This window comes from Natronomonas salsuginis (genome assembly GCF_005239135.1).
Lineage (GTDB): Archaea > Halobacteriota > Halobacteria > Halobacteriales > Haloarculaceae > Natronomonas > Natronomonas salsuginis.
Genome location: NZ_QKNX01000002.1, coordinates 371,033 through 394,905, shown reverse-complemented (window position 1 = coordinate 394,905; position 23,873 = coordinate 371,033). Strand labels below are relative to the sequence as shown.

The 23,873-nt window shown below is 65.4% G+C and carries 21 protein-coding genes; 13 read left to right on the top strand and 8 right to left on the bottom strand.

What is annotated here, in order from left to right; all coding sequences use genetic code 11:
* The first annotated feature begins 32 nt into the window (after nt 1–32).
* Entirely contained in the window at nt 33–854 is an 822-nt protein-coding gene (locus tag DM868_RS06755; RefSeq protein ID WP_137276104.1) for an enoyl-CoA hydratase/isomerase family protein, read from the top strand.
* A 22-nt stretch (nt 855–876) separates the two neighbouring features.
* On the opposite strand, the gene DM868_RS06750 is transcribed toward DM868_RS06755, so the two are convergent.
* From DM868_RS06750 to DM868_RS06740, 3 genes are read right to left on the bottom strand one after another with little or no spacing between them, the layout of a single operon-like run.
* Nucleotides 877–1,644 carry an enoyl-CoA hydratase/isomerase family protein gene (locus tag DM868_RS06750; protein ID WP_137276103.1) on the bottom strand — a complete coding sequence of 256 codons (768 nt, stop codon included), beginning with the start codon at nt 1,642–1,644 and terminating at the stop codon, nt 877–879.
* 43 nt (nt 1,645–1,687) lie between these two features.
* Entirely contained in the window at nt 1,688–3,484 is a 1,797-nt protein-coding gene (locus DM868_RS06745; protein ID WP_137276102.1) for a hydantoinase B/oxoprolinase family protein, read from the bottom strand.
* Nucleotides 3,481–5,532 (bottom strand): hydantoinase/oxoprolinase family protein, encoded by a 2,052-nt coding sequence (locus DM868_RS06740; protein WP_170964440.1) that lies wholly within the window; start codon nt 5,530–5,532, stop codon nt 3,481–3,483. The genes DM868_RS06745 and DM868_RS06740 overlap by 4 nt, the downstream gene beginning before the upstream one ends.
* A 115-nt stretch (nt 5,533–5,647) precedes the next feature.
* Between DM868_RS06740 and DM868_RS06735 the strand changes: the two genes are divergently transcribed.
* From DM868_RS06735 to DM868_RS06710, 6 genes are all read left to right on the top strand, one after another.
* Nucleotides 5,648–6,553 (top strand): aminotransferase class IV, encoded by a 906-nt coding sequence (locus DM868_RS06735; protein WP_137276100.1) that lies wholly within the window; start codon nt 5,648–5,650, stop codon nt 6,551–6,553.
* Nucleotides 6,554–6,649: 96 nt separating this feature from the next.
* Nucleotides 6,650–7,222 (top strand): carboxymuconolactone decarboxylase family protein, encoded by a 573-nt coding sequence (locus tag DM868_RS06730; protein ID WP_137276099.1) that lies wholly within the window; start codon nt 6,650–6,652, stop codon nt 7,220–7,222.
* 72 nt (nt 7,223–7,294) lie between these two features.
* The gene (locus DM868_RS06725) at nt 7,295–8,365 is read left to right on the top strand and encodes a zinc-binding dehydrogenase (protein WP_137276098.1); all 1,071 of its coding nucleotides are present in this window, start codon (nt 7,295–7,297) and stop codon (nt 8,363–8,365) included.
* Nucleotides 8,366–8,795: 430 nt separating this feature from the next.
* Nucleotides 8,796–9,239: a pyridoxamine 5'-phosphate oxidase family protein gene (locus DM868_RS06720; RefSeq protein WP_137276097.1), complete on the top strand. Its 444-nt coding sequence runs from the start codon at nt 8,796–8,798 to the stop codon at nt 9,237–9,239.
* 318 nt (nt 9,240–9,557) lie between these two features.
* Nucleotides 9,558–10,694: a thiolase family protein gene (locus DM868_RS06715; RefSeq protein ID WP_137276096.1), complete on the top strand. Its 1,137-nt coding sequence runs from the start codon at nt 9,558–9,560 to the stop codon at nt 10,692–10,694.
* A 66-nt stretch (nt 10,695–10,760) separates the two neighbouring features.
* Nucleotides 10,761–11,894 (top strand): acyl-CoA dehydrogenase family protein, encoded by a 1,134-nt coding sequence (locus DM868_RS06710; RefSeq protein WP_137276095.1) that lies wholly within the window; start codon nt 10,761–10,763, stop codon nt 11,892–11,894.
* A gap of 27 nt (nt 11,895–11,921) precedes the next feature.
* Here DM868_RS06710 and DM868_RS06705 read toward each other — a convergent pair whose 3' ends face one another.
* The gene (locus DM868_RS06705; protein ID WP_137276094.1) at nt 11,922–13,466 is read right to left on the bottom strand and encodes a class I adenylate-forming enzyme family protein; all 1,545 of its coding nucleotides are present in this window, start codon (nt 13,464–13,466) and stop codon (nt 11,922–11,924) included.
* A gap of 170 nt (nt 13,467–13,636) precedes the next feature.
* Between DM868_RS06705 and DM868_RS06700 the strand changes: the two genes are divergently transcribed.
* Nucleotides 13,637–14,533, top strand: a complete 897-nt coding sequence (locus DM868_RS06700; protein ID WP_137276093.1) for an amidohydrolase family protein — start codon at nt 13,637–13,639, stop codon at nt 14,531–14,533.
* A gap of 18 nt (nt 14,534–14,551) precedes the next feature.
* Here DM868_RS06700 and DM868_RS06695 read toward each other — a convergent pair whose 3' ends face one another.
* Complete coding sequence (locus DM868_RS06695) at nt 14,552–15,616, bottom strand: 2,3-butanediol dehydrogenase (protein ID WP_137276092.1); 1,065 nt, start codon at nt 15,614–15,616, stop codon at nt 14,552–14,554.
* A gap of 117 nt (nt 15,617–15,733) precedes the next feature.
* Between DM868_RS06695 and DM868_RS06690 the strand changes: the two genes are divergently transcribed.
* Both DM868_RS06690 and DM868_RS06685 read left to right on the top strand, forming a co-directional pair.
* Nucleotides 15,734–16,183: a MaoC family dehydratase gene (locus DM868_RS06690; protein ID WP_137276091.1), complete on the top strand. Its 450-nt coding sequence runs from the start codon at nt 15,734–15,736 to the stop codon at nt 16,181–16,183.
* A gap of 74 nt (nt 16,184–16,257) precedes the next feature.
* Nucleotides 16,258–17,028, top strand: a complete 771-nt coding sequence (locus DM868_RS06685; protein WP_137276090.1) for an enoyl-CoA hydratase/isomerase family protein — start codon at nt 16,258–16,260, stop codon at nt 17,026–17,028.
* A gap of 19 nt (nt 17,029–17,047) precedes the next feature.
* On the opposite strand, the gene DM868_RS06680 is transcribed toward DM868_RS06685, so the two are convergent.
* A complete protein-coding gene (locus DM868_RS06680) occupies nt 17,048–17,818 on the bottom strand; it encodes an SDR family NAD(P)-dependent oxidoreductase (protein ID WP_137276089.1) in 771 nt (256 codons plus the stop codon).
* 124 nt (nt 17,819–17,942) lie between these two features.
* Here DM868_RS06680 and DM868_RS06675 point away from each other — a divergent pair, with 124 nt between their 5' ends.
* Nucleotides 17,943–18,683: an SDR family NAD(P)-dependent oxidoreductase gene (locus DM868_RS06675; protein WP_170964439.1), complete on the top strand. Its 741-nt coding sequence runs from the start codon at nt 17,943–17,945 to the stop codon at nt 18,681–18,683.
* 18 nt (nt 18,684–18,701) lie between these two features.
* On the opposite strand, the gene DM868_RS06670 is transcribed toward DM868_RS06675, so the two are convergent.
* Nucleotides 18,702–19,463, bottom strand: a complete 762-nt coding sequence (locus DM868_RS06670) for an IclR family transcriptional regulator (RefSeq protein WP_137276087.1) — start codon at nt 19,461–19,463, stop codon at nt 18,702–18,704.
* A 443-nt stretch (nt 19,464–19,906) separates the two neighbouring features.
* On the opposite strand from DM868_RS06670, the gene DM868_RS06665 reads away from it, so the two are divergent.
* Both DM868_RS06665 and DM868_RS06660 read left to right on the top strand, forming a co-directional pair.
* Complete coding sequence (locus DM868_RS06665; protein WP_137276086.1) at nt 19,907–21,046, top strand: acyl-CoA dehydrogenase family protein; 1,140 nt, start codon at nt 19,907–19,909, stop codon at nt 21,044–21,046.
* A gap of 100 nt (nt 21,047–21,146) precedes the next feature.
* Complete coding sequence (locus DM868_RS06660) at nt 21,147–22,673, top strand: class I adenylate-forming enzyme family protein (RefSeq protein ID WP_137276085.1); 1,527 nt, start codon at nt 21,147–21,149, stop codon at nt 22,671–22,673.
* A 45-nt stretch (nt 22,674–22,718) separates the two neighbouring features.
* Here DM868_RS06660 and DM868_RS06655 read toward each other — a convergent pair whose 3' ends face one another.
* Nucleotides 22,719–23,855 carry an acyl-CoA dehydrogenase family protein gene (locus DM868_RS06655; protein ID WP_137276084.1) on the bottom strand — a complete coding sequence of 379 codons (1,137 nt, stop codon included), beginning with the start codon at nt 23,853–23,855 and terminating at the stop codon, nt 22,719–22,721.
* Nucleotides 23,856–23,873: the final 18 nt, after the last annotated feature.

Below are 23,873 nucleotides of genomic sequence, written 5' to 3'. Positions count from 1 at the left end.
ACTTAAGAAGCTGTCCGGTCGATTGGCGCACGATGGCCGCTGAGTACGACAAGGTCTCCGTCGAGTATTCGGACGACCGGACGATCTGTTACATCCGCATCGACAACGAAGAAAAGAACAACGTCCTCGACCTCGAGGCGATCCTCGATCTGAACGAGGCGCTCCGCACGGCCGACCGCGACGACGAGGTCGACGGCATCATCCTCGGCAGCGTCGGCGACATCTTTTGCTCGGGTGCTGACCTCAGCGAGATCGCCGGCAGCGATCTCGAGACGGGGACACGCTGGCTCAACGCCTACTACGACAACCTCGAGGTGCTGAAAGATACCGGCAAACCGACGATCGCCGCCGTCACCGGCCCCTGCGTCGCAGGCGGCCAAGAGCTCATCATGGGCTGCGATCTCATCGTCGCCGGCGAGTCCTCGAAGTTCGGCCAGCCCGAGGTCCTCGTCGGCTCGACGGCCGGCAGCGGTGGCCTCCAGATGCTCCCGCTCATGGTCGGCGAGCGCCGCGCCCGAGAGATCCTCCTCACCGGCCGCCTGATCGACGGGCAGGAGGCCTACGACATCGGCCTCATCAACCGGCTGGTCGACGATGGCGACGTCGAGGACGAGGCGACCGAGCTCATGCTCGACGTCGTCGAGAACAGCAGCCCGCAGGCTTACCGCGTGATGAAGTCCATCATGAAACAGTGGAGCAACATCGCGATGCTCGGCTGGGAGTCCCAGCGCGAACTCACCGCCTCTGTCTGGCGCTCGAAGGAGTTCCAAGAGCGCGCCGAGGCGTTCATGGCGAAAGAGGAGGCCGAACAGCTCCCGTTCATGGGCTCGTCGCCCGACCGCGACAACGCCTGAATCGGCGCTTCGATCTCTCTTTTTATCGGTCCGCGAACTCGGCGATGAGCTCGCTCGTCTCCTCGTCGAAGCTCGCGAAGGTGTTGCAGAAGAGCTCGTAGCTGAGCCCGGTCTCCATCGGGCTCTCCGCGCCCGTCTCGACGGCGTCGAGTAAGTACGGCAGGATGTGATCGGGCTTTTCGGCGAGCGTCTCGCGGTACTCGGCCAGTTCGTCGCCGATCCCGTCGTCCGCGACGACGCGGTCGATGATGCCGAGATCGAACGCCTCGTCGGCGTCGACGTGTCTGCCCGTCACGAGCAGTTCCTTCGCCGTGCTCTCGCCTGCCACGCGGGGCAGCCGCTGGGTGCCGCCCCAGCCGGGGATCATGCCCAGGTCGACTTCGGGGAACCCGACGGTCGCCGACTCGCCCGCGATGCGGATATCGCAGGCCAGTCCGAGTTCCAGCCCGCCGCCGAGCGCGTAGCCGTTGATGCCGGCGATCGTGACCACGTCGAGCTCGGCGATCCGGCTCATGAGCTCTTGGCCGGCCCCGAAAAAGGTGATGAGTTCGTCCCACTCGCCCTCTTGGAACCACTCGTTCATCCGCGCGATGTCCGCGCCGACGGCGAAGTGCTTGCCCGCGCTCGCGATCGTGAGGACCTTCGCGTCCTCGTCGGCTTCGATCTCGTCGATGATCTCGCCCAGCTCGGCCTGCAACTGGTCGTTGATCGGGTTCGGCTTGTCCGGGTTCGCGAGGTCGACGTGGTACTGTCCGTTCTCGACGCTCGTCTCTATGAGTTCGAATCCCATACCATCAGGTCCGCAAAGCCACAAATAAAGGTTTACGGTACTTCTATCCGCGCAGTTCCTCGGTCGCCTCCCGATCGACCTCCAGCGTCTCCTCGTCGAGGACGACGCCGTACGCCTCGCGCGCGGCCGCGAGACTCACATAACCGTTCCGAACGTCCTCCGCCACGTTCTCCGGGGGTCGCTCGGTCGGGTCGCCGAAGCCGCCGCCGCCGGCCGGCTGGAAGTGGACGCGCGAGCCGGGCGCGACCTCGCGGGTCACCTTCGAGGGAAGCGTTTCCTCCCTGCCGTCGGGGTGGAACAGTCGGTGGACGGCCGACGCGCCGCCCTCGCCGCCGTCGACGCCGAATGGCTGCGTCTTCGCGCGCTCGCCGGTGGTGACGACCATCGTGGGATCGTCGAACCGGAGCACCCGTCGCACGGTGCAGCCGCCCCGATTCCGGCCGGGGCCGCCAGTGTCGGTGACGAGCGAGAACTCTTCGACCGTGACGAAGTCGTAGGTCTCCTCGACGCGCTCTATCATCTGGATTCCGGTGTTGCCGACGCCCGAGCGGATCGCGTTGATCCCGTCGCGGCCGGGACACGCGCCCATCCCGCCGCCCATGCAGGTGTAGTTGAGCGCGCCGCTTTCGAGGGAACTGTAGTTGAACACGTTCGAACTCCCGTCGCCCGCCCCGAAGCCGAGTTCGGGGTCGATCTCGACGATCGCCTTCAGCACCGCGTCGTGGACGCGCGTCGCGGTCTCGTGGTTCCCGGCGACGACGGGAGCCGGATACTCGGGGTTGACGACCGACCCAGACGGTGCGCTGACCGATATCGGGCGATACGAGCCCGTGGTTCCGGGCTTTCCGGGATCGAGCGTCACCTTCACCGCGTAGTACGTCGCGGTGCGCGTGCAGGCGATGGGGGAGTTGACGCCGCCCAAGACCTGCGGATCGCTGCCCGCGAAGTCGACCGAGATCTCGTCGCCGTCGACTTCGAGACTCGCGGCGATCCGAATGAGCTCGTCGGTCATCCCGTCGCCGTCGAGGTAGTCCGCCGCCTCGTAGGTCCCGTCCGGGAGCTCGGCGATCCGGTTTCGCATCAGGCGCTCGTCGTTGCTCAACACGGTGTCCATTGCCGCCGCAAGCGATTCGACGCCGTGTTTGCCTGCGAGTTCGACGAGGCGGTCGTGGCCGCGTCGGACGCCCGAGATCTGGGCGTTCATGTCGCCGACGCGCTCGTCGCGGTCGCGGGTGTTCGCGAGGATGACGTTCCGAAGGGCGGCGTTCAGCTCGCCGCCGTCGTACAACTTCGCCGGTGGCACCCGCAGCCCCTCCTTGATGATCTCGCCGGTCTCCGTGGAGTAACTCGTCGGCGAGGAGCCGCCGATGTCGACCCAGTGGGCGCGGACGGCGGCGAAGCCGAGCAGATCGTCGTCGACGAAGATCGGCTGTGCCATCACGAAGTCCGGGAGGTGATTGTTCCCCGCGTAAGGATCGTTCTGCAGGAGGATGTCGCCCGGTTCGAGCGCGTCGTGGCCGCCGGTCCCCTCGATCGCGGCGCTGATCGAGGAGGTCATCGTCGCGATGTGGATCGGGACGACCCGTTCGGACTGGCCGACGATCTCCGCGGAGGGCGTGACGACCGCACACGAGAGGTCGCCCGCCTCCTGCCACAGCGGCGAGTACGCCGAGTTCATCACCGACGCCTGCATCTCCTCGGCCACGTCGTGCAGTTGGTTGCGGACGATCTCGACGAGCGCCGGGTCGGGGTCGGCCCCCGAAATGTCGACGGCACCGTCGATGTCGAAGCCGGCGGGGTTCGATCCGCCGGGTCGAGTTGTCTCGCCGGTGTCTGTCATCGGTTCACCTCTCTCGTCGCGACCAGATTTCCGTATCCGTCGACCGTACCGTCGAACGCCGGCGGAAGCCAGATCGTCGTGTTGTCCGATTCGACGACCGCCGACCCCTCTATTTCGTGTCCGGCTTCGAGATCGTTCCGATCGTAGTAGGCTGTCTCGACGCGTTCGTCCGCGCCAAGGACGACCTCGCGGTGGCCGACCGGCGTAGGCGTTCGGGCCGTCGTCGATCCCGTCTCCGTCGCGGGCGGCGTCGGCGTCGACCCCACGGCCGTCACTCGGAGGTTGACCAGCTCGATCGGATTGCGGTCGTCGACGAACCCGTACTGGTGGTCGTGGGCGGACTCGAACGCCGCCGCGAGTTCGTCGAGGTCGGCCCCCGTGACGGTCCGGTTCGGGTACGGGACGTTCAGATAGTGCGCCTGCCCCTCGTACATCGCGTCGAAGGACACCTCGAACGCGCGATCCGACGTGGCGACGCCCTCGGATTCGAGCTCGCTGTCCGCCCGCTCGATCAGTTCGTCGATCCCCGCTTCGATCTCTCCCGGGTCCACCCGATCGACGGTCTCGACCAGCGACCTGACGTGCTCGTGGCGGATGTCGGAGACGAGCAGCCCGAGCGCCGAGAGGACGCCGGGCCGGTTCGGGAAGACGACCTCGTCGATCTCGAGTTCGGCCGCGACGTTGCAGGCGTGGACGGGCCCCGCTCCGCCGAAGCCGACGAGCGCGAACTCGCGGGGATCGAGCCCCTCGTTGACCGCGGTGACGCGCGTCGCGCTCGCCATCTTCGTGTCGATCACGTCGCGGATCGAGGCGGCGGCGGCCTCGACCGACACCCCCATCGGCTCGGCGACGTGCGCTCGGATGCTGCGCTCGGCGGCGTCGGCGTCGAGCGCCACCGCGCCCCCGGCGAACGTCTCGGGGTTCAAGATCCCGAGGACGAGATCGGCGTCCGTCACCGTCGGGAGTTCGCCCCCGCGCCCGTAACACGCCGGTCCTGGATCAGCGCCCGCGCTGTCGGGGCCGACCCTGAGCGCGCCGACCTCGTCGAGTCGGGCGATCGAGCCGCCCCCCGCCCCGACGGTCTCGACGTGGGTGAACGGGCCGTTGATCTTCAGCCCCTGGATCTCGCGGTGGGCGACCTCGATCGGCTCCCCGTCGGCGACGGCGGCCACGTCGCAGGAGGTCCCGCCCATGTCGAAGGTGAGGACGTTCTCGAGGCCGCGCTGGCCGGCGAGGTAGGTGGCCGCGTTCACCCCCGCGACCGGTCCGGAGATGACCTGTGTGACCGGTCGGTTCGCGGCGATCTCGGGGCGTGCGAGTCCGCCGTCGGATTTCATGATCGCGACCGGGGCCTCGATCCCCGCGTCGCCGAGCTCGTCCTCCAGTCGGTCGAGGTACGCCGACAGCTCCGGCTTGAGATACGCGTCGGCGACCGTGGTCGCGGTCCGCGAGTACTCGCGGATCTCCGGCGACACCGACGACGAACGGCTCACGTCGAGGTCGGGTGCGCGCTCGGCGAACCGCTCGACGATCGCGCGCTCATGTTCGTCGTTCCGGTAGGCGTGGAGGAGACAGACGGCGACGGCTTCGACGTCGGCCGCGAGGATCTCGTCGATCACGCGGTCGAGGTCCCCTACGTCGAGCGGCGTGACGACCTCGCCGTCGGCGTCGATCCGTTCTTCGACCCCGAACCGGTGCCGCCTCGGGAGCAACGGTGCCGTCCGGTCATTGCAGGGCGCATAGAGGAGGTCCGCCCCCCGATACCCCTCGCCGATTTCCAACACGTCGCTGAACCCGGCCGTCGTGACGATCGCCGTCTTCGCGCCCGTCCGCTCGATCAGCGCGTTGACCGCGATCGTGCTCCCGTGGTTGAACCCGGTCACGCCGTTCGGATCGGTTCCAGTTGCCTCGCAGATGGCGTCGATACCGGCCGAGAGGCCACCGATGAAGTCGGCCGTGCTCGACGTCTTGACCGCGTGGATTTCGTCGTCGCCGACGAGAACCGTGTCGGTAAACGTGCCGCCAATGTCAACACCTATCGCACGCATGTTGTTGGTTCTCGACATGGGCCGGATAAATAGGTGCCGACCGGCGTCGCGGGTGGGGCTCTGGTTAGCCGGCCGAAACACAATCTTCAAATAATCCAGGTCGTACGGTACTGGTATGTCAGAGTTTGCGGACAGTTGGCAAGAGACGTGGGTAAACATCAACGGCGAGTACGTCAAGGGGCCGGAAGCAACCGTCTCGGTGCTGGATTGGTCGTTCGTCTACGGCGACGGAGTCTTCGAGGGCGTCAGCGTCGTCGACGGGCGGATCCTCAAGCTTGACGAGCACGTCGATCGACTTTACCGCTCCGCCAAGCGGGCGCGATTCGGGCTCGAAGACGCGATATCGAGAGAGGAGATGGCCGAACGATGGCTCGACACGGCGCGGAAAAACGAGATCGACACCGGCTATCTGCGCCCGCTCGTCTCGCGCGGCGAGGGGCCGATGGGGATCTCGAACCACGGCGAGGTCGACGGGCCGAACGTCTACGTGATCCCGCAACTGCACCGCTCCAGCGGCTTCAAAACGCTCTCGTCGGCGCGCGCTCGGCTCTCCTCGATCCGATCGCCCTCACCCGTTGTTCGCGACCCCCGTGTGAAGGCGAACCACTATATGCCGAACATTCTCGCGAAGATGGAGATCGCCGACACCGACGCCTCGGTCCCGATCCGCCTCGACGACGACGGCTACGTCACCGAGGCCGCGGCGGCGAACGTCTTCGTCGTCAATGGGGACACCGTTCTCACGCCGGACGATCAGCAGATCCTCTCGGGGACGACGCGCGCTGCGCTCCTCGATCTGCTCGAAGCCGACGACCGATGGGAGGCGGAGGTGACGGGTCTCACCCCGTACGATCTGTACACGGCCGACGAGCTGTTCGTGACCGGATCGATCGGCGGCGTCAAGGCGATCACCCATCTCAACGGCGACCCGATCGGGGCCGGCGAGGCCGGCCCGGTCGCGGCGGCGATGAACGAGATGCTGGTCGATCATCTGATCGAGAACGGCACGCCGCTCGAGTGACGACCGCCCGGTCGCGGTCACCGCGCGACCGACCGCGCACCTGCGCTTCCGACCGAGAGCGCAACTGATTTATCGCCCCCGCGCCGCGGTGTGGGTATGGCTCGCATCCCGTTTCCGGAGGACGTAGACCCCGATCTCGTCGAATCCCAGCGCCCAGACTCGCTGCCCGAGAAGTACAGTCACATCGGCCAACAGGACGCCCGAAACGTCTACCGATCGATCGCCCACGACCCCGAGGTCGTCGAGACGCTGCGCGCGCACATCGGCGCGACGTGGGAGCACTGCGGGCTCAGCGATCGCGACCGCGAACTCGTGTTGCTGTCCGTGGCCCGCGAGATCGACTCGGCGTACGAGTGGCACCAACACGTCCGAATCGCCATCCTCGAAGGGATTTCCCCCGAGGAGATCCGAGCGCTCTCGGCCCGCGACTACGAGAGCTTCGACGACACCGAGACGCTGTTGATGGAGTTCGCGGCCGCCGCCGCGAGCAACGGCGTCACGGACGAGGACGTCGAGTCTCTCCGCGATGCGTTCCCCGACGACGACGTCGCCGGGATCGTCGCCTTGGTCGGCGTCTACGTCGACCTGAACGTCATCCTGAGCGCGTTCGACGTCGAGACCGAGGAGCCGTTCGTCGGCTGGGAGCTCGAGAACCTCGAGCGCGACTGATTCACTGCGATCGCTCGGACGCGCCCGGCGTCGCAAACGTTTTGATCCCATCGCCCCGACGTTTGAGCGTCAATGAGTGATAACGCATCCATCGAGGCCGATAGCATGGCGGCCGTCGGCTTCCACGAACACGGCGACATCGACCAATTCGAACTGCTCGACGTCCCGATCCCAGAGATCGACGCCGACGAGGTACTCGTCGACGTGAAGGCGACGGCGCTGAACCACCAGGACCTCTTCGCCGTCCGCGAACTCGACCACTACATCACCGACTACCCCTTCTGGGGCGGTGGCGACACCGCCGGCGTGATCGCGGCGCTCGGCGAGGACGTCGAGGGCTGGAGCGTCGGCGACCGAGTACTCGTCAACTCCCGGATCGCCTGCGGGGAGTGCGACCTCTGTCTGGCCGGCGAGCAGTCCATGTGTCGGAACTTCCAGGTGTACGGCGAACACCGCCGCGGCGGCTACGCCGAGTACCTGGACGTCCCCGAGCGGAACCTCCACGCGATCCCCGACGAGTACGACTTCACGCGGGCCGCCGCGGTCCCCATCGCCGCCGGTTGCGCGTGGCGGGCCCTGGCCACGCGGGCGGAACTGCACCCGTCCGACGAACTGCTCATCGTGGGCGCGACCGGCGGCGTCGGGACCTACGCCGTCCAGATCGCCCGAAACGTCTTCGATGTCGAGACGCTCTACGCGACGACGAGCTCCGAGGAGAAGGCGGCGGTCCTCCGCGACATGGGCGTCGACCACGTGATCAACTACGCCGAGGAGTCCTTCGACAGCGCGGTCTGGGAGCTGACCGACGGCCAGGGCGTCGACGCGGTGTTCAACACCGTCGGCGGCGACACGTGGGTACCGTCGATGCGCGCGCTCAGGAACGGCGGCCGCCTGATCGTCTCCGGGGCGACCGCCGGCCCGAACCCCGAAACGGAACTCCGGCTCGTCTTCATGCGGCAACTCGAAGTCGTCGGCAGCACCTCCCACAGCCACACGGACTTCACGCAGATGCTCGAGAAGGTGTGGGGCGACGACCTCGAACCGGTCATCCAGGAGACGTACCCGCTGGAGGGGTACGCCGAGGCGTTCGAGAAGATGGCGAACCGCGACGTCTACGGAAAGCTCGTGCTCACGCAGGAGTGAGGTCCAGCGTCGCCGATTGGCTTTTTCGGCGGCTTTTTGTTCCCGCGTGGACGCGAGCTCGTTCCAGTCGCCCCCCTGGCACGCCCCGAAGTCACCCGTTCCGGTTCCGAGCGGACTGATCGGCGCTCCGTCTCGCTGTTTGGTGTATCGAGCGCGGCACAATGATTTATAATGTAAAATTCTATTACTTTATAATTTTCAAAATATTTTAATTTATTTTTAAAAATACTTCATATAACAATTTTTATTAAGATGAAACGTTAGTAGTATCTTATAAATGGCATAATAATTAGAATTTTTAAATATTATTTGAACGTGGTTAACACGTTTATTTCTCTCTATTTATTTAAAACTATTTGTTCTGTCGTCGCTCGCGGGTCGGTTCGTCCGATCCAAACATCCATTATCGCCGACGGAGTACCGTGGTTTCATGCATCCAAAGATTCGGATGAGCGACGAGGAACGGGAGGCGTTCCTCGAACGCAACAAGACGCTGCGCGTGGCGACGAACTCCTCGGACGGCTACCCACACAACGTCCCGGTGGGGTATCACTACCGCGACGGGCGGGTCTACTTCCCCTCCGACGAGCGCTCGAAGAAGACCGCGAACATCCGCCACGACGACAAGGTCTGTTGCATCGTCGACGAGGGCACCGCCGGCGACGACTACGAGACCCTCAGCGGCGTGATGATCCAGGGTCGAGCGACGATCTACGACGAGGGCGAACACGAGACGATGACGCACGACGCGCTCATGGACGAGATCTTCGAGGGCGAAGTGAAGGATCAAGAGCGATACGAGCGCGTCGATCGCGTCGTCATCGAGGTCGAACCGGAGAACGTCGTCGCCTGGGATTTCAGCAAGGTGAACTGATCGGCCCTGGGCGCGCCGTACCGTTCGCCCGTAGTTATCCGCGTATTTCGGACAGCACCTAAAACCGACTGAACGCCGCTGAAAGCCGCGAAACATCGATGTCCGCATCGGTCGGCACCCGCGATCCCTCGCCGGAACGCCCACCTATCCCGAATTAACTAACGTAGTTATGCTTGTTATATTTAACTCCGCCGTATGGCACCTTTTATCCGATATATTCGTACGCAATCACAGCGTCCAGTGTGTCGAGGCGTCGATCGCCGGCGTCGTGACCGTGTGAACCAAAGACAATATGACTCCGCGCGCCGACGGCACGATATGAGCCCCACTGACGCAGTAATCGTACAGGCAGTTCGAACGCCGCAGGGCAAACACGGGGGCGTCTTCGCGGACGTACACAGCGAACGCCTCTCGGTCCCTCTCGTCGACCGGATGCTCGACGACACCGGACTCTCCGGAGACGAGGTCGACGACGTGGTCTGGGGCTGCGCCAAGCAGGTCAAAGAGCAGACGAACAACATCGCGCGCGTGATCGCGCTCACCTCCGGCCTCGGCGAGCGCGTCCCGGGGACGACGATCGACCGCCTCTGTGGCTCCTCAGCGCAGGCGATCATCACCGCCAGGGACTCGATCGTCGCCAGCCAACGCGAGTGCATCATTGCGGGCGGCGTCGAGAACATGTCCCGCGTCGAGCGCGACTACGGTATCGGCTCGTTTCCGGGCATCGCGGAGCGATACGACGCCGACGCGCTCGCGATGGGGATGACCGCCGAGAAGGTCGCCCGCGAGTTCGACGTCTCGCGGGCGGCCCAAGACGAGTACGGGGCCAGAAGCCAACAGCGCGCGGTCGAGGCGACCGAATCGGGACGATTCGACGACGAGATCCTCCCGATCGAAACCGGGGACGGAATCGTCGAGCGCGACGAGGGGCTCCGACCGGGTACAACCGCTCAGAAGCTCTCGAACCTCCCACCGGCGTTCGAGGAGGGCGGAACGGTCCACGCCGGCAACGCCTCGCAGGTCTCAGACGGCGCGGCCGCGGTGATGATAACGTCGCGAGCCTTCGCCGAGGAGCATGGCCTGGACGTGCTGGCGACCGTCGGCGATCACAGCGTCGCGGGCGTCGACCCGACGATCATGGGAATCGGACCCGTGCCGGCCGTCCGGGAACTCAACGAGCGAACCGGGACGACGGCCGAGGACTACGATCTCGTCGAGTTGAACGAGGCGTTCGCCAGCCAGACGCTGTACTGCCAGCGCGAGCTGGGCTTCGACGACGACGCGTTCAACGTCAACGGCGGCGCGATCGCGATCGGCCACCCCCTCGGCGCGTCCGGTGCCCGCCTCCCGGTGACGCTGATCCACGAACTCGGACGACGCGGCGGCGGCCTCGGCCTCTCGACGATGTGCGTCGGCTACGGGCAGGGCGTGGCGATCCAGTTCCACGTCGAGTAGGGCCGCCCCGCGGGCCACGACCCGTCCGACCGGTATCTCTATTATCCGCCGCCCGCTACGGCGAGTATGACGGTCCCAGTCAGCCAAGAGTACGAAGCCGTGCGGAAAACCGCTCGCGAGTACGCCCAGAACGAACTCAAACCGATCTACCGCGAGTACAACGAGAAGGGCGAGTTCCCCTACGACCTCGTCGAGGACATGGCCGAGGTCGGCCTGCGCGGGATCATGGTCCCGGTCGAGTACGGCGGCGTCGGGATGGACATGCTGAGCCACGCGATCGTGATGGAGGAGGTTTCGGCCGTCTGGCCCTCCGCGGGCATCAAGATGGACGAGGGATTGATGCGGTACCTCCGGATGTTCGGCACCGAGGAACAAAAAGAGCGGTACCTCCCCAAACTCTGCTCCGGCGAGTACGTCGACGCGATCGCCCTCTCTGAGCCCGACTACGGCTCCGACTTCGCCGGCATCGAGACGACCGCCGAGAGAGACGGCGACGAGTACGTCCTCAACGGGAGCAAGATGTGGGTGACGAACGCCGGCAAGTCCGATCTCATGGTCGTCACCGCGAAGACGGATCAGCCGGAACGCCACCGCGGGATCAGCCTCTTTTTGATCGAGACGCAGAACAACGACGGCTGCACCGTCGAACCCGGCATCGACATGATGGGTTTCGACGCCTCCGAGTCTCACGAGGTCGTCCTTGACGACTGTCGCGTTCCCGAGGAGAACCTGCTCGGCGAGGAGAACGGGGGCTTTTACCACACGATGAAGATGCTCGAGGAGAACCGCGTCTCCGTCGCCGCTCGCGGGCTCGGTATCGCCGTCGGCGCGTACGACGCCTCGAAACAATACATCACCGAGCGCGAGCAGTTCGGGAAAAAGATCGGCGAGTTCCAGGCGATCCAGCACAAGATCGCGGACATGGCCGTCCAGATCGAGAACTCCAAGCACCTCGTCTACAACGCCGCGCGGCTCTGTGACGACGGCGAACCCTTCGACACCGAGGCGTCGATGGCGAAGCTGTACGCCTCCGAAGCCGCCCACGACGTCGCGAGCGAGGCCGTCCAGATCCACGGCGGCTACGGCTACACGAAGGAGTTTCCCGTCCAGATGTTCTTCCGCGACGCGAAGGGGATCGAGATCTACGAGGGGACGAGCGAGATCCAAAAGAACGTCATCGCGAAGAACGTCATGGAGTAAGTCGTCGGAGACGAATCGCTCCCGCGGTCAGTCCGGTCGGTACTTGAACCGCTGTTTCTTCCCGGTCGCCGTGCGTTCGAGTTCGTCGGTGAACTCCCAACGACGCGGTCGCTTGTAGCCCGCGAGCCTGCCGGATGCCTTGCAGTACTCGACCAGCGTCTCCTCGTCCGTGCCCTCGTCGGCGACGACGATCGCCTTCACGCGCTCGCCCCACTCCTCGTCGGGGACGCCGACGACGATGGCCGCCTCGACGCCGTCGTGTGACTCCAAGGCGTCCTCGACCTCGACCGGCGAGACGAGTTCGCCGCCGCTGTTGATCATGTCGTCGGCGCGGCCGGTGATCGTCAGGTAGCCGTCCTCGTCGATGACGCCGACGTCCTTCGTGTAGAACCACCCGTCGTTATACGCCCGCTTCGTCGCCTCGGCGTTCCCGAAGTAGCCGTCGAAGAGGGTGTCGCCGGAGACGACCACCTGCCCTTTCTCGCCGACCGGGACCGTCTCGTCGGGATCGACGCGCCGGCCGCGGTCGGTTCGGATCGTTCGGACCCGCTTGTCGATGTTCGGCCGGCCGACGGTTCCCGCCTTTTCGGGCAGGTCTTCGGGCCGCAACACGGTGTCGGTCAGCGTCTCCGTCGTTCCGTAGTTGTTGTAGACGTTCGGCGTCAGCGTCTCGAGGAACGTCTCGGCGTTCCGCTGCGACAGCGGCGATCCCATGTTGATCCAACACTCGATCGACGAGAGGTTGCGATCGTCGACCCCCTCGGTTTCGGCGATGCGCTTTGTCAGGGTCGGCACGCTGGAGATGTGGGTGACGGCGTAGGACTCGATCGACTCCAGCGCCGGTTCCGGACCGAAGTCGTCCTGGACGACCAGTTCGGCCCCGCCCGTCACCGAGGGATGAACGGTGTTGTCGATGCCGCCGGCGTGAAACCACGGCGAGAGCTGTAAGGCGGTGCTGTCCTGGGTCAGATTTGTCATCGACGCCATCTCGATGGCTCGCCTGTCGGCCGTCTCGGCGGTGAACGTCACGCCCTTGGGGTTGCCGGTCGTCCCGCTGGTGTAGAGGATGTAGACGGTTTCGTCGGCGTGCAGGGGGTAGTCGTCGGGTCGGCGCGTCGCTCCCGATTCGAGGAGTTGGTCGTACGCCTCGATGCTTTCCCCCGCTTCGCCTTCGTCGCCGACGCGAATCAGGTCGGCACGCCGGCGGGCGTCGTCGGCCGCTCCCTCGACGGCCTCGCCGACCCCCGCGTCGTAGACGACGACCTGCGGGTTCGTGTCGTCGAAGATGTACGCGAAGTCGCCCCGCGTGAGCATGTAGTTGAGCGGGACCGGAACCGCGCCGATCTTGTAACAGCCGTAGACGGCGACCGGGAACTCGACGGTGTTGTACAGCACGACCGCGACCCGATCGCCCTTGCGGATACCCCGGTCGGCCAGCGCGTTCCCGAACCGGTTGGCGCGCTCGTCGAACGCCTCCCACGTCACCGACTCGCCCGTCTCGGCGATCCGGAGGGCGGACCGATCGCTCCGCCACTCGGCGTTCCGTTCCAGATACTCTTTGTGCGTGATCATCACTCACAGGGTGCGCCCGTCTGTATAAATAATTAACCGTGAGGCGGTCGCCCCGACCGCGCGGATCGTCGCTCCGTTCCCCCAGTTCGTCGTCACGTGCCCCCGATTCGCCTCTCCACGATCGCGGCCGTCCGTGGCTTTATTATCCGCAACGCCGATCGTTCGGTGTAATGAGCTTTCGAGCCATAGATACGATGTCCCGGCCGCAGTACGCGGACCCCGAGATGGCCAAGGGCCTCTTCGAGGCCTACGAGTACCGGGTGCTGGCGAAGACCACCTTCGGCGGCCTGACTGAGAAGATGGGTCTCGGCGATGACGAGCTCTGGAAGGTCCTCACCGTTCTCGGCAACGACTCCCTCGAGGCGACCGTCGAGGAGATGGACGAGGTCGGCGTCGAGTACATGTTCATGGACCAGAACATGCTCTGGTCCCAGCGCGATTCGCGGCTGATCACGGCCGCGAGCGTCGAGGAGCTCGCCGAGATGGCCGACCGATCCGACGGTCGGATCGTCCCCGGCGTTGGATACAATCCAAACCGGATCACCGAAAGCATCGAACGGCTCGAACGCGCCGTCAAGGACCTCGGCTTCAAGTACGTCTGGTTCCACCCGATGTCGTGGGGGCTCAAACCGAGCGACAGCGAGTGTTACCCGCTGTACAGCAAGTGCGTCGAACTCGACGTGCCGGTGACGATCCAGACCGGCCAGTCGGCCGAACCACTGACGAGCGAACCGGGGCGGCCGATGTACGCCGACGAGGTCGCCATCGACTTCCCCGAACTCGAACTCGTGCTCTCGCACACCGGCTGGCCGTGGACGAGCGAGTGGTGCTCGATGCTGTGGCGACACCCGAACGTCTACGGCAACGTCGGCGCGTACTACCCCGAGTTCATGCCCGACGAGCAGGTCGAGTTCATCGACTCGGGCCGCATCCGCGAGAAGGTCCTGTGGGCGACGAATGGGCTGGATCTCGGCCGACACAGAGCGGAGTTCGAGGAGCTCGACCTCCGCGACGAGACGCGCCGCCGCGTGCTCAAAGAGAACGCCGTCGAACTGTTCGACCTCTGAAACTGCGACTCGCGCGCGTCAAGGTTCGACGAGGACCTTCACGTGCTCGCCGCCGTCGAGGAGCGCTTCGAACCCCGCCTCGACGATCTCGTCGAGACCGATCCGGGCCGTGACGAACGTCGACGGGTCGAACGCGCCGCGTTCCAGCAGGGCGAGCGTCCGCTTGAAATCGAGCGCAGCCAGCGGTCCGCCCTCGTAGCCGAGCGTGCCGACGACCGCTCGCTCGCCGGGGATCGCCGTCCGCGCGCCCATGGTCACGTCGTCCTCGAAGATGCCGACCGCCGCCACCGTCCCGTTCTTTGCCGTCGCCCGGATGGCCTGATTGAACGTCGCCTCGATGCCCGCGACCTCGAAGGCGACGTCGGCACCGCCGTCCGTGTGGTCGCGAACCACGTCGACCGCGTCGTCGGTCGTCGGATCGACGGCCACGTCAGCCCCGAACTCGACGGCGAGCTCGCGGCGGTCGGGTTGGGGTTCGGAGGCGACGATCGTTCGCGCGCCTGCCGCGCGCGCCGCGGCGACGACCGCGAGTCCGATCGGCCCCGCCCCGAGGACGGCGACGGTGTCGCCGAGTTGTAGCCCGGACTGCCGGATCGCGTGGACAGCGACGCTCAGCGGCTCGATCAGCGCGCCCCCAGCGTAATCGACGCCGTCCGGGAGTTTCACGACGCTGTCGGCCGAGACGACGGCGGTCTCGGCGAAGCCGCCGCGACCGGTCAGCCCGAGGAAGCCGCCGCTCGAACAGAGGTGGTACGCGCCCCGATCGCAGTAGCGACAGTCGCCGCAGTAGAGGATCGGGTTGACGGTGACTCGGTCGCCCGGCTCGACGCCGGACACGTCCGCCCCGCACTCGATGACCTCGCCGGCGAACTCGTGGCCCATGACGAGCGGGAGCGTCGCGCCCGTGATCGGGTGGGGGCGCTCCTCGGGGATCAACATCGGCCCCGACCGGTACTCGTGGAGATCGGAGCCGCAGATCCCGCAGGCCGCGACGCCGATCCGGACGTCGGTCGCCCCCAGCGGTCGTTGCGGAACGTCTTCGATTCGGACGTCTTCGGGCCCGTGGTAGACGGCGGCGCGCATGACGGTTACTGCACTCGAACCCACCTGCTTAACTGTTGTGCGGGGTCCGCCGCGGTTTCGGTACCATCCCGGCGACCGGACGATACGTTTATTCCCCGCGTGTTCCTCCCAGCGAACATGACGAAATACTACGAGGACCTGTCCGTCGGCGATCGGTTTCGGTTCGGCGAGTACGACGTCACCGACGAGGAGATCCGGGCGTTCGCTGGCAAATACGACCCCCAGCCGTTTCACCTCGACGCCGAGGCGGCGGCAGATTCGGTCTTCGGCGAACTCGTCGCCAGCGGGTGGCACACCGCCTCGATCTCGATGCGGCTGTTGGTCGATCACGCCTTCGACGACATCGCGATCATGGGCGGCCGCGGCATCGACGATCTCCGGTGGCACCGTCCGATCTATCCCGGCGAGACGCTCTCGGGCGCGGCCGAGGTCGTCGCGAAACCCGAGGACGGCCTGCGGGACACGCGCGGGAACGTCGACTTCGAGATCACCATCACCAAACCGGACGGGTCGGTCGCGATGTCGTACGTGACGTTGAGTATGGTCCGACGCCGGGGGGCGCCGTAATCTCGGTCCCCCGGCTGGCGTGTGATTCGACACCTCGACGCAAGCTATTTGTAGACACCGGGAAGTCGTAGGGTATGGTGAACGCATCCTTCACTGTGACCGACGGCGTCGGCCGCGTTCGGCTCGAACGCGACGAGAAGCTCAACGCGATCGATCTCCCGACGAAGACCGAGATCATCGACCGCCTGGAGGCGTATCGCGACGACGGCGAGGTGCGGGCCGTCCTCTTCGAGAGCGAGGGGGATCGCGCCTTCTGTGCCGGCGGCGATCTCCAGGAGGTCTACGAGATGGACTATCAGCTCATACCGTTCACGGAGGGGTGGGACGAGCTGTTCACGCTGATGCACGATCTGGGGAAGCCGACCGTCGCGAAAGTAGACGGCTACGCGCTCGGCGGCGGGTTCGACCTCGCGTTGCACACCGACATCGTCGTCGCCTCCGACGACGCCGTCCTGGGTCAGCCGGAGATCAACCTCGGGTTGGTCAACCACTTTTCGCCGCCGCTGCTCCACCGGATGGTCGGGCTCCGGAAGACGCTGGAGATCATGATGCTCGGCGAGACGCTGAGCGCCGAGGAGGCCGCCGAGATGGGGCTCATCACACGCTGCGTTCCGGCCGACGACCTCGACGACGAGGTCGACACGATCCTCGACACCCTGACGTCGAAGCCGCCGCGGATCATGAAGAAACTGAAGGAGTCGATCTACGCGAGCCTCGAGATGTCGCCGAGCAGCGGCCGCGACCACATCGAACGGATCGCCGTCGAGAGCGTCCGGGTGGACCCGGACCATCCCGAGGGCGTCGACGCGCAACTCGAGGGGCGCGAGCCGAACTGGCCCCAGTAAAAACCGCCGAACGCCCGTTTTAGATGAAGCCGCCGTTCACGCTCAGCACCTGCCCCGTGACCCAATCGGAGGCGTCGCTCGCGAGGAAGATCGCAGCGTTGGCGTGGTCCTCGGGGTAGCCGAGCCGTCCGAGCGGATAGTTCTCGGCGACCTTGTCGCCGTACTCATCGAGCCACTCCTGGGTCGACGGCGTCCACGTCGTACTCGGGGAGATGCAGTTGACGCGGACGTCGAACTCGCCGACCTCCTTCGCCAGCGACTTCGTGAACGTGACGACGCCGGCCTTCGCGGTCGCGTACATCGTCAGATTGGGATCCTGTCCCTGGTAGGAGTCAGAGGCGAAGTTGATTATCGAGCCGCCGCCCTGCTCTTTCATCACGGGGAGGGCGTTGTGCGTCATGTTGATCGGTCCCTTGAGCGTCACGTGGATGTGCGGCGCCCAGTTGTCGGGCGTCTCCTCGATGAACGGCTGGTTCAGGTCCTTCGCGTTCTGGAGGCCGCCGGCGGCGACGTTCACGAGCACGTCGAGACTCCCGAACGCGTCGACGGTGTCCGAGACGGTCTCGCCACAGGAGTCGTGATCGCTCACGTCGGTGTAGATGAACTCCGCGTCGACGCCGTGCTCGTCGGCGATCTCCTCGGCGACCGACGGGCCGCGCTCCTCGTCGATGTCGGCGATGACGACGTTCGCCCCCTCCGCCGCGAACCCCTCGGCGACGCCCTGTCCGATGCCCGATGCCGCCCCGGTAACGATAACCGAGTCTCCGCTAAAATCTATCTGTTCACGCATCACACGTGGATTTCCCACAGCTGGTAATAAAGCTTCGGCTCGCGCCATCAGCTCCCCGCCTCATCGTCTCTCTCGACCGTTCGCACGCAACGCTCATATGCGCGGGGTGTCACTCGTCGGCACGATGGAAACACGTCTCGACGGCCAGACCGCCGTGGTCATCGGCGGCACGACCGGTATCGGCCGAGCGATATCCGAGGAACTGCACGCGGCGGGCGCGAGCGTCGTGCCGACGAGCCGAACCGAAACGAGCGTCCGCGAGGCCGCGGAGGCGGTTGAGTGTGATCTCGTCGAACCGACCGACGTGACCGACGCCGATCAGGTGGAAGTTCTCTTCGAGGCGGTCGCCGAGACGTACGGTGACATCGACACGCTGGTGAACTGCGCGGGCTACGTCCCCGACGCGAAGCCGGTACCGGACGTCGACGACGACGAGTGGGCGACGGTTCTCGACGTGAATCTGACCGGCGTCTTCAACGCCGTCCGCCTCGCCCCGTCGTATCTGACGGGCGAACACCGGTCGATCGTGAACGTCGGCTCGATCTCGGAGGACACGGTGATGAACGGTCTCGGCCACTACGCCGCGAGCAAGGCGGCGGTTCGGACGCTCGGCGAGTACCTCGCCGTCGAGTACGCCGACTACGACATCCGCGTGAACACCGTCGCGCCAGGGTACGTCGAGACGCGACAGAACCGAACCGAGCTCGAAACGCCGAGGATTCGCGAGGCGATTCACAAGGGGACGCCGCTGTCGCGGTACGCCGAGCGCGGTGAGGTCGCCGACACGGTCGTCTTTCTCGCCTCGCCCGAGGCGTCGTTCGTGACCGGCGAGAGGATCCGGATCGACGGCGGCTTTCCGCTGTGACGCCCGAAATCGACGCGTTCAGTGGCCGTACTGATAGCCGACCACGATGGTGTTCGCCGCCTCGCGAACGCGCTTGAGTAGTTCCTCGCGGTAGTCGTCGTCTTCGATCCGGCCGGTCGGCCCGGAGACCGAGATCGAGCCGATGAGCTCGTCGTCGATCACGATGGGGACCGACACCGTGCCCATGCCGAGGATCTGCTCGTCCCAGTCGGCGGCGTATCCCCGCTCGCGGATCGTCTCCAGCTCCCGCTTCATTCGGTCGACGTCCGTGATCGTGTGGTCGGTGACGGCCTCCAGCCCCCCCGAGAAGATCGCCTCCTCGGCGTACGCCTCCGGGAGATGTGCGAGGAGTACCTTCCCCGTCGCGTGCGCGTGCATCGGGATTCGAAGCCCCGGATAGATCCCCAACTCCAACGACTGCTCGCCGCGCATCGCGTGGAGGATGACGCACTCGCCGTCCTCCTCGATGCCGATGCTCGCGACCTCGCCGGTCTCGTCGGCTAACCGGTGGACGACGGGACGGGCCGTCTGGAAGAACCGGCTGCGGTTTCGGAGTCGCCCCCCGGTCGTCAGGAATCGGTAACTCACCTGGTAGATGTCGTCGATCCGCGTGACGTAGCCGACCATCTCGAGCGTGCGGAGGTAGTCGTGGACGGTGCTCTTCGGGAGGTCGAGTCGGCGCGTGACCTCGGCGAGCGTCGCCCCGTTCGACTCCCAGAGCAGTTCGATCACGTCGAAGGCTCGCGCGACCGTCCGAAGCGGCGGATCCGTCCGTTGCATGGTCCCTCTGGGCTTCGATCGATCAAAAACGTTCGGATATCTCGGATGACAGGAAAATCGCGTGTCTGTCCGTGCGCCGTACACCGGTTCGATGGCGAGCACGGACCGTCGACTGCCGCGCCCCCGCTCTCGATTCGGAAACGCGCATCATTTACGTATTAGTAATATACAATATATGTATACAAAATTGATATATTATTCTCGGTCGCCACAAGCCTTACAAACACATGTACTTTACACAATTGTATTTAAATTATATACGAAAATTTTCTACAATATTTCGTATGAACGCGCTCTAAGGTTTAAATGATATACAGCTGGCCACATTTTTACACACTATTCAAATGTTATTTAAACTAATATATTTTACTTCATTCATTTACAACCCCCGGTGGGACGCGGTCCACCGGAAGTATTTCAAACGCCGTGTGCGTGTACCCAATATGGCGTTTCAGCTATCGGACGAGCACCGCGCGATCCGGCAGGCCGTCCGCGAGTTCGGTGCGAACGAGATCGGCCCCGTCGCGAGAGAACACGACGAGGCGGCGAAATATCCCGAGGAACTCCGGCGCGAGGCCGCAGCGTTCGACCTCGTCGCGCCGCACATCCCGGCGAAGTACGGCGGTGCGGGCATGGATCTGCTCTCGTCGGTCATCGTCGTCGAGGAGTTGTGGCGGGCCGACCCCGGCATCGGCAGCGCCGTCGGCAGCGCCGGCTTCGGGACGAACATGATCGTCGAGTACGGCGACGAGTGGATGAAATCGGAGTGGTTGCCAGCCATCGCCGACGGCGAGGCCGCCTCGTACTCCGCGATCTCCGAACCGGCGCACGGCTCCAACGTCGCCGGGATGGAGACCCGCGCCGAAAAAGACGGCGACGAGTGGGTGATCAACGGCAACAAGATGTGGATCACCAACGGGACCGTCGCGGACGTGGGCGTGTTGATGGCCAAGACGACGCCCGACGCCGGTCACAAGGGAATCACCGCCTTTCTCGTTCCGACGGACACGGAGGGCTTCCGGACCGAGAAGATCGACAACAAACTCGGTATCCGGGCGTCGGACCTCGCGGAGGTCGTCATCGAAGACGTGCGCGTCCCCGAGGAGAACGTCGTCGGCGAGGTCGACGAGGGGTTCTACCAGTTGATGGACTTCTTCGCACAGGGCCGGACCCGCGTCGCCGCCCAGGCCGTCGGGGCCGCCCAGGCCGCCCTCGACGCGGCGCTCGAGTACGCCGGCGAACGCGAGCAGTTCGACCAGCCGATCGGCGAGTTCCAGGCGATCCGGCACAAACTCGCCGACATGGCGACGAACGTCGAGGCGGCGCGCGCGCTCACGTATCGAGCCGCCTCGACCGTCGATGGTGGCCACGATCAACTCGCGGCGAAGTTCGCCAGCATGGCGAAGCTGTTCGCCTCCGAGCACGCCGTCGACGTGACCGACGAGGCGATCCAGGTCCACGGCGGCGCAGGCTACGTCTCCGACCACCCCGTCGAGCGTTACTACCGCGACGCCCGGATCACGAAGATCTACGAGGGGACGAGCGAGATTCAAAAGAACATCATCGCCGATCGGTTGCTGTAAGCGCCACGTCCAGCCGTCTCGACCGATAGTCGGTCGCGCCTCTCGCCCGTGCGAATCGCTGGCAGGTATATTTATGTAGTATCGTTAGCTATCCGCATTCGTGATCTCCCACAGAACGTATCTCGAACGGAATGCGACGTGGCGTGGTGACGAGACCGCCCTCGAAGTCATCGAATCGAACGAATCGTACTCCTATGGGGAGTTCGACGCCGAGGTGAACCGGGTCGCGAACGCGCTCGCCGATCGCGGCATCCGGAAGAGCGACCGCGTCGCGATGGTGCTTTTCAACACGACCGAGTTCCCGATAACGCTGTACGCGTGCTACAAGATCGGCGCCGTTCCCGTCCCGATCAATTTCATGCTCGCGCGCGACAATTTCGCGTACATCTTCGACGACGTCGTCCCGAAGGCGGTCGTCTACGACGAGACCGTCGCCGAGGACGTCGAAGCGTCGCTGGAGCGCGCGGACGTGCCGGCCCGTCGGATCGGCGTCGGCTCGTGCCCGGCCGCCGACGAGGGGTTCGAGTCGCTCGCGGCCGAGGGTGACGCCGCGGCACCGCCCGAGGTCCCGGTTCGCGCGGACGACCCGGCGTACATCCTCTACACCAGCGGGACAACGGGCGCGCCGAAGGGCGTGACGTTCACCACCGAGACGGCGTCGAACCGCGCACAGGAGGGGTCGCGGTGTCTCGGCCTCTCGAAGAACAGTGTCGCGTTGCAGGTCTCGCCGTGGTTCCACGCCGGCGGGGTCGACCTGACCGTCCACCCGACGATCGAGGCCGGTGGGACGATCATCGTGACGGAAAACTGGGAGCCAGAACCCGTCGCCGACCTCGTCGAGGCGAAGGGAATCACCCACATCGTCGGCGTCCCGACCGTCGCCCAGCGGATGGCGGAGCTGGACGACATCGACGATCGCGACCTGTCGAGTCTGGAGTGCCTGTTGTGCATGGGGTCCCCGCTGTCGAAACGGCTTGCGGAGACGCTGCTGGAGGTCATCACGTCGAACGTATTCAACGGGTACGGGACGACGGAGACGCTGCTCGACAGCGTCCTCAGACCCGAAGACCTCCCGGAGAAGGCGGGCGCGGCGGGCCAGCCTACCCACGATACCGAGATGCGACTCATCGAGTACCGACAGGGCGGGACCGCGGATCCCGACGCCACCGTGCCGCACGGCGAGGAGGGCGAGATCATCGTCTCGGGGGCCTCCGTGATGGACTACTACTTCGGCAGCGAGACGAAGACCAAAGACTCCATCCGGGACGGCTGGTACTACACGAGCGATCTCGGCGTCGTCGACGAGGACGGCTTCCTCACGGTCACCGGCCGCGCCGACGACATGATCCTCAGCGGGGGCGAACTCGTCTCCCCGATCGAGGTCGAGGAGATCTTAGAGGAGCACCAGTCGGTCGAAGGTGCCGTCGTCGTCGGCGAGGACGACGAGGAGTGGGGCCAGCTCGTCACCGCGTACGTCGTGGGGGACACCTCGGCCGACGAACTCGACACGTACTGCGCGGACCACGACTCGCTGGCCGATTACAAACGGCCCCGGCAGTACCACTTCGTCGATTCGCTCGAACGGACGGCGACCGGCAAGAAACAGCGGTATCAGTACCGCGATTGAGCCGCCGATAGCGTCGCCGAACGAACCGTTTTCCGTATTCCTCCGTCAGTAGGGGAGATACTCCGCGCCGAACGTCTCGCGGGCGACGATCAGCTTCTGAACGTGCGGCGTCCCGTCGCCGATCTCCAGCCCTATCGTGTCCCTAAGTCGCTTCTCGATGCCGAAGTCCTTCGAGTAGCCGTAGTGGCCGTGCAACACGAGACACTCGTGGATCGTCCGCGTGGCGATCTGCGGGGCGTACCACTTTACCATCGCGGCGTCCTTGGTGTGGGGTTTCCCCTCGCGAGCGCGCCACAGCGCCTCGTAGGCTTTCAGCCGCGCCGCATCGAGGTGCGTTTCGAGTTCGGCCATCTGGAACTGCGGTCCCTCGTACCCCGCCAGCGGCTTCCCGAACGCCTCGCGGTCGACGAGATACTGTTGGGTCTCCTCCAACGTCTGTCGCGCCGCGCCGAGACAGTAGAGGCCGATCCACGCGCGAGACTTGTCGAACGTTTGCATCGCCATCTTGAACCCGTTGTCCTCGGAGACGAGCGCGTCGCCGTCGACGCGGACGCCGTCGAGGTGAACCTGCCCCCACCCGCTCACTTCACAGCCCAGCGCAGGGTACGGTTTGCACTCGACGCCGTCGGCGGCGGTCGGCACCAAGAACGCGCGGATCCCGTCCGTGTCCGTCTCGCGCGCGTACGTGAGAACCTGGTCCGCCGTCGTCGCGCCGGTGATCGCCGTCTTCTCGCCAGTGAGGATCCAGCCGTCGCCGTCGCGCTCGGCCGTCGTCTCGATGGCCTGCGCGTCGGAGCCGTGGTCCGGCTCGGTCAGCGCGAATGCGAGGTGGACGTCGCCGTTCGCGTTCGCCCTCGCGATCTCTCGGTGTCGCTCGCTCCCGTACGCCGCGAGGAGGTGATTGGCGAGGTTCTCGGCCAACACGAGCGTGGCGAAGCCCACGTCGCCCCGCCCCAACTCCTCGTAGACGACGCCGGCCGTGATCGGATCGAGCCCCTCGCCGCCGTGCTCCTCGGAGATCGACAGCCCGACGACGCCCAGCGCACAGAGGTCCGCCCAGACGTCCTCCGGGAAGCCCTCGTCGTCGTCCCACGTCGCGTTCTCGCCGATGACGTTGTCCTCGACGTACGTCCGAAGCTGATCGCGGTACATCCGCTGGACCTGGTTTAAGCCGAACTCCATACCGGGTCGTTGATCGAT

What these genes read in the sequence shown, in the direction of transcription:
- DM868_RS06700 (WP_137276093.1), top strand. Translation starts at nt 13,637, where the DNA reads ATGAGCTTTCGAGCCATAGATACGATGTCCCGGCCGCAGTACGCGGAC.
- DM868_RS06735 (WP_137276100.1), top strand. Translation starts at nt 5,648, where the DNA reads ATGTCAGAGTTTGCGGACAGTTGGCAAGAGACGTGGGTAAACATCAAC.
- DM868_RS06730 (WP_137276099.1), top strand. Translation starts at nt 6,650, where the DNA reads ATGGCTCGCATCCCGTTTCCGGAGGACGTAGACCCCGATCTCGTCGAA.
- DM868_RS06755 (WP_137276104.1), top strand. Translation starts at nt 33, where the DNA reads ATGGCCGCTGAGTACGACAAGGTCTCCGTCGAGTATTCGGACGACCGG.
- DM868_RS06675 (WP_170964439.1), top strand. Translation starts at nt 17,943, where the DNA reads ATGGAAACACGTCTCGACGGCCAGACCGCCGTGGTCATCGGCGGCACG.
- DM868_RS06725 (WP_137276098.1), top strand. Translation starts at nt 7,295, where the DNA reads ATGAGTGATAACGCATCCATCGAGGCCGATAGCATGGCGGCCGTCGGC.
- DM868_RS06750 (WP_137276103.1), bottom strand. Translation starts at nt 1,644, where the DNA reads ATGGGATTCGAACTCATAGAGACGAGCGTCGAGAACGGACAGTACCAC.
- DM868_RS06670 (WP_137276087.1), bottom strand. Translation starts at nt 19,463, where the DNA reads ATGCAACGGACGGATCCGCCGCTTCGGACGGTCGCGCGAGCCTTCGAC.
- DM868_RS06695 (WP_137276092.1), bottom strand. Translation starts at nt 15,616, where the DNA reads ATGCGCGCCGCCGTCTACCACGGGCCCGAAGACGTCCGAATCGAAGAC.
- DM868_RS06690 (WP_137276091.1), top strand. Translation starts at nt 15,734, where the DNA reads ATGACGAAATACTACGAGGACCTGTCCGTCGGCGATCGGTTTCGGTTC.
- DM868_RS06680 (WP_137276089.1), bottom strand. Translation starts at nt 17,818, where the DNA reads ATGCGTGAACAGATAGATTTTAGCGGAGACTCGGTTATCGTTACCGGG.
- DM868_RS06705 (WP_137276094.1), bottom strand. Translation starts at nt 13,466, where the DNA reads ATGATCACGCACAAAGAGTATCTGGAACGGAACGCCGAGTGGCGGAGC.
- DM868_RS06720 (WP_137276097.1), top strand. Translation starts at nt 8,796, where the DNA reads ATGCATCCAAAGATTCGGATGAGCGACGAGGAACGGGAGGCGTTCCTC.
- DM868_RS06745 (WP_137276102.1), bottom strand. Translation starts at nt 3,484, where the DNA reads ATGACAGACACCGGCGAGACAACTCGACCCGGCGGATCGAACCCCGCC.
- DM868_RS06665 (WP_137276086.1), top strand. Translation starts at nt 19,907, where the DNA reads ATGGCGTTTCAGCTATCGGACGAGCACCGCGCGATCCGGCAGGCCGTC.
- DM868_RS06740 (WP_170964440.1), bottom strand. Translation starts at nt 5,532, where the DNA reads ATGCGTGCGATAGGTGTTGACATTGGCGGCACGTTTACCGACACGGTT.
- DM868_RS06685 (WP_137276090.1), top strand. Translation starts at nt 16,258, where the DNA reads ATGGTGAACGCATCCTTCACTGTGACCGACGGCGTCGGCCGCGTTCGG.
- DM868_RS06710 (WP_137276095.1), top strand. Translation starts at nt 10,761, where the DNA reads ATGACGGTCCCAGTCAGCCAAGAGTACGAAGCCGTGCGGAAAACCGCT.
- DM868_RS06715 (WP_137276096.1), top strand. Translation starts at nt 9,558, where the DNA reads ATGAGCCCCACTGACGCAGTAATCGTACAGGCAGTTCGAACGCCGCAG.
- DM868_RS06655 (WP_137276084.1), bottom strand. Translation starts at nt 23,855, where the DNA reads ATGGAGTTCGGCTTAAACCAGGTCCAGCGGATGTACCGCGATCAGCTT.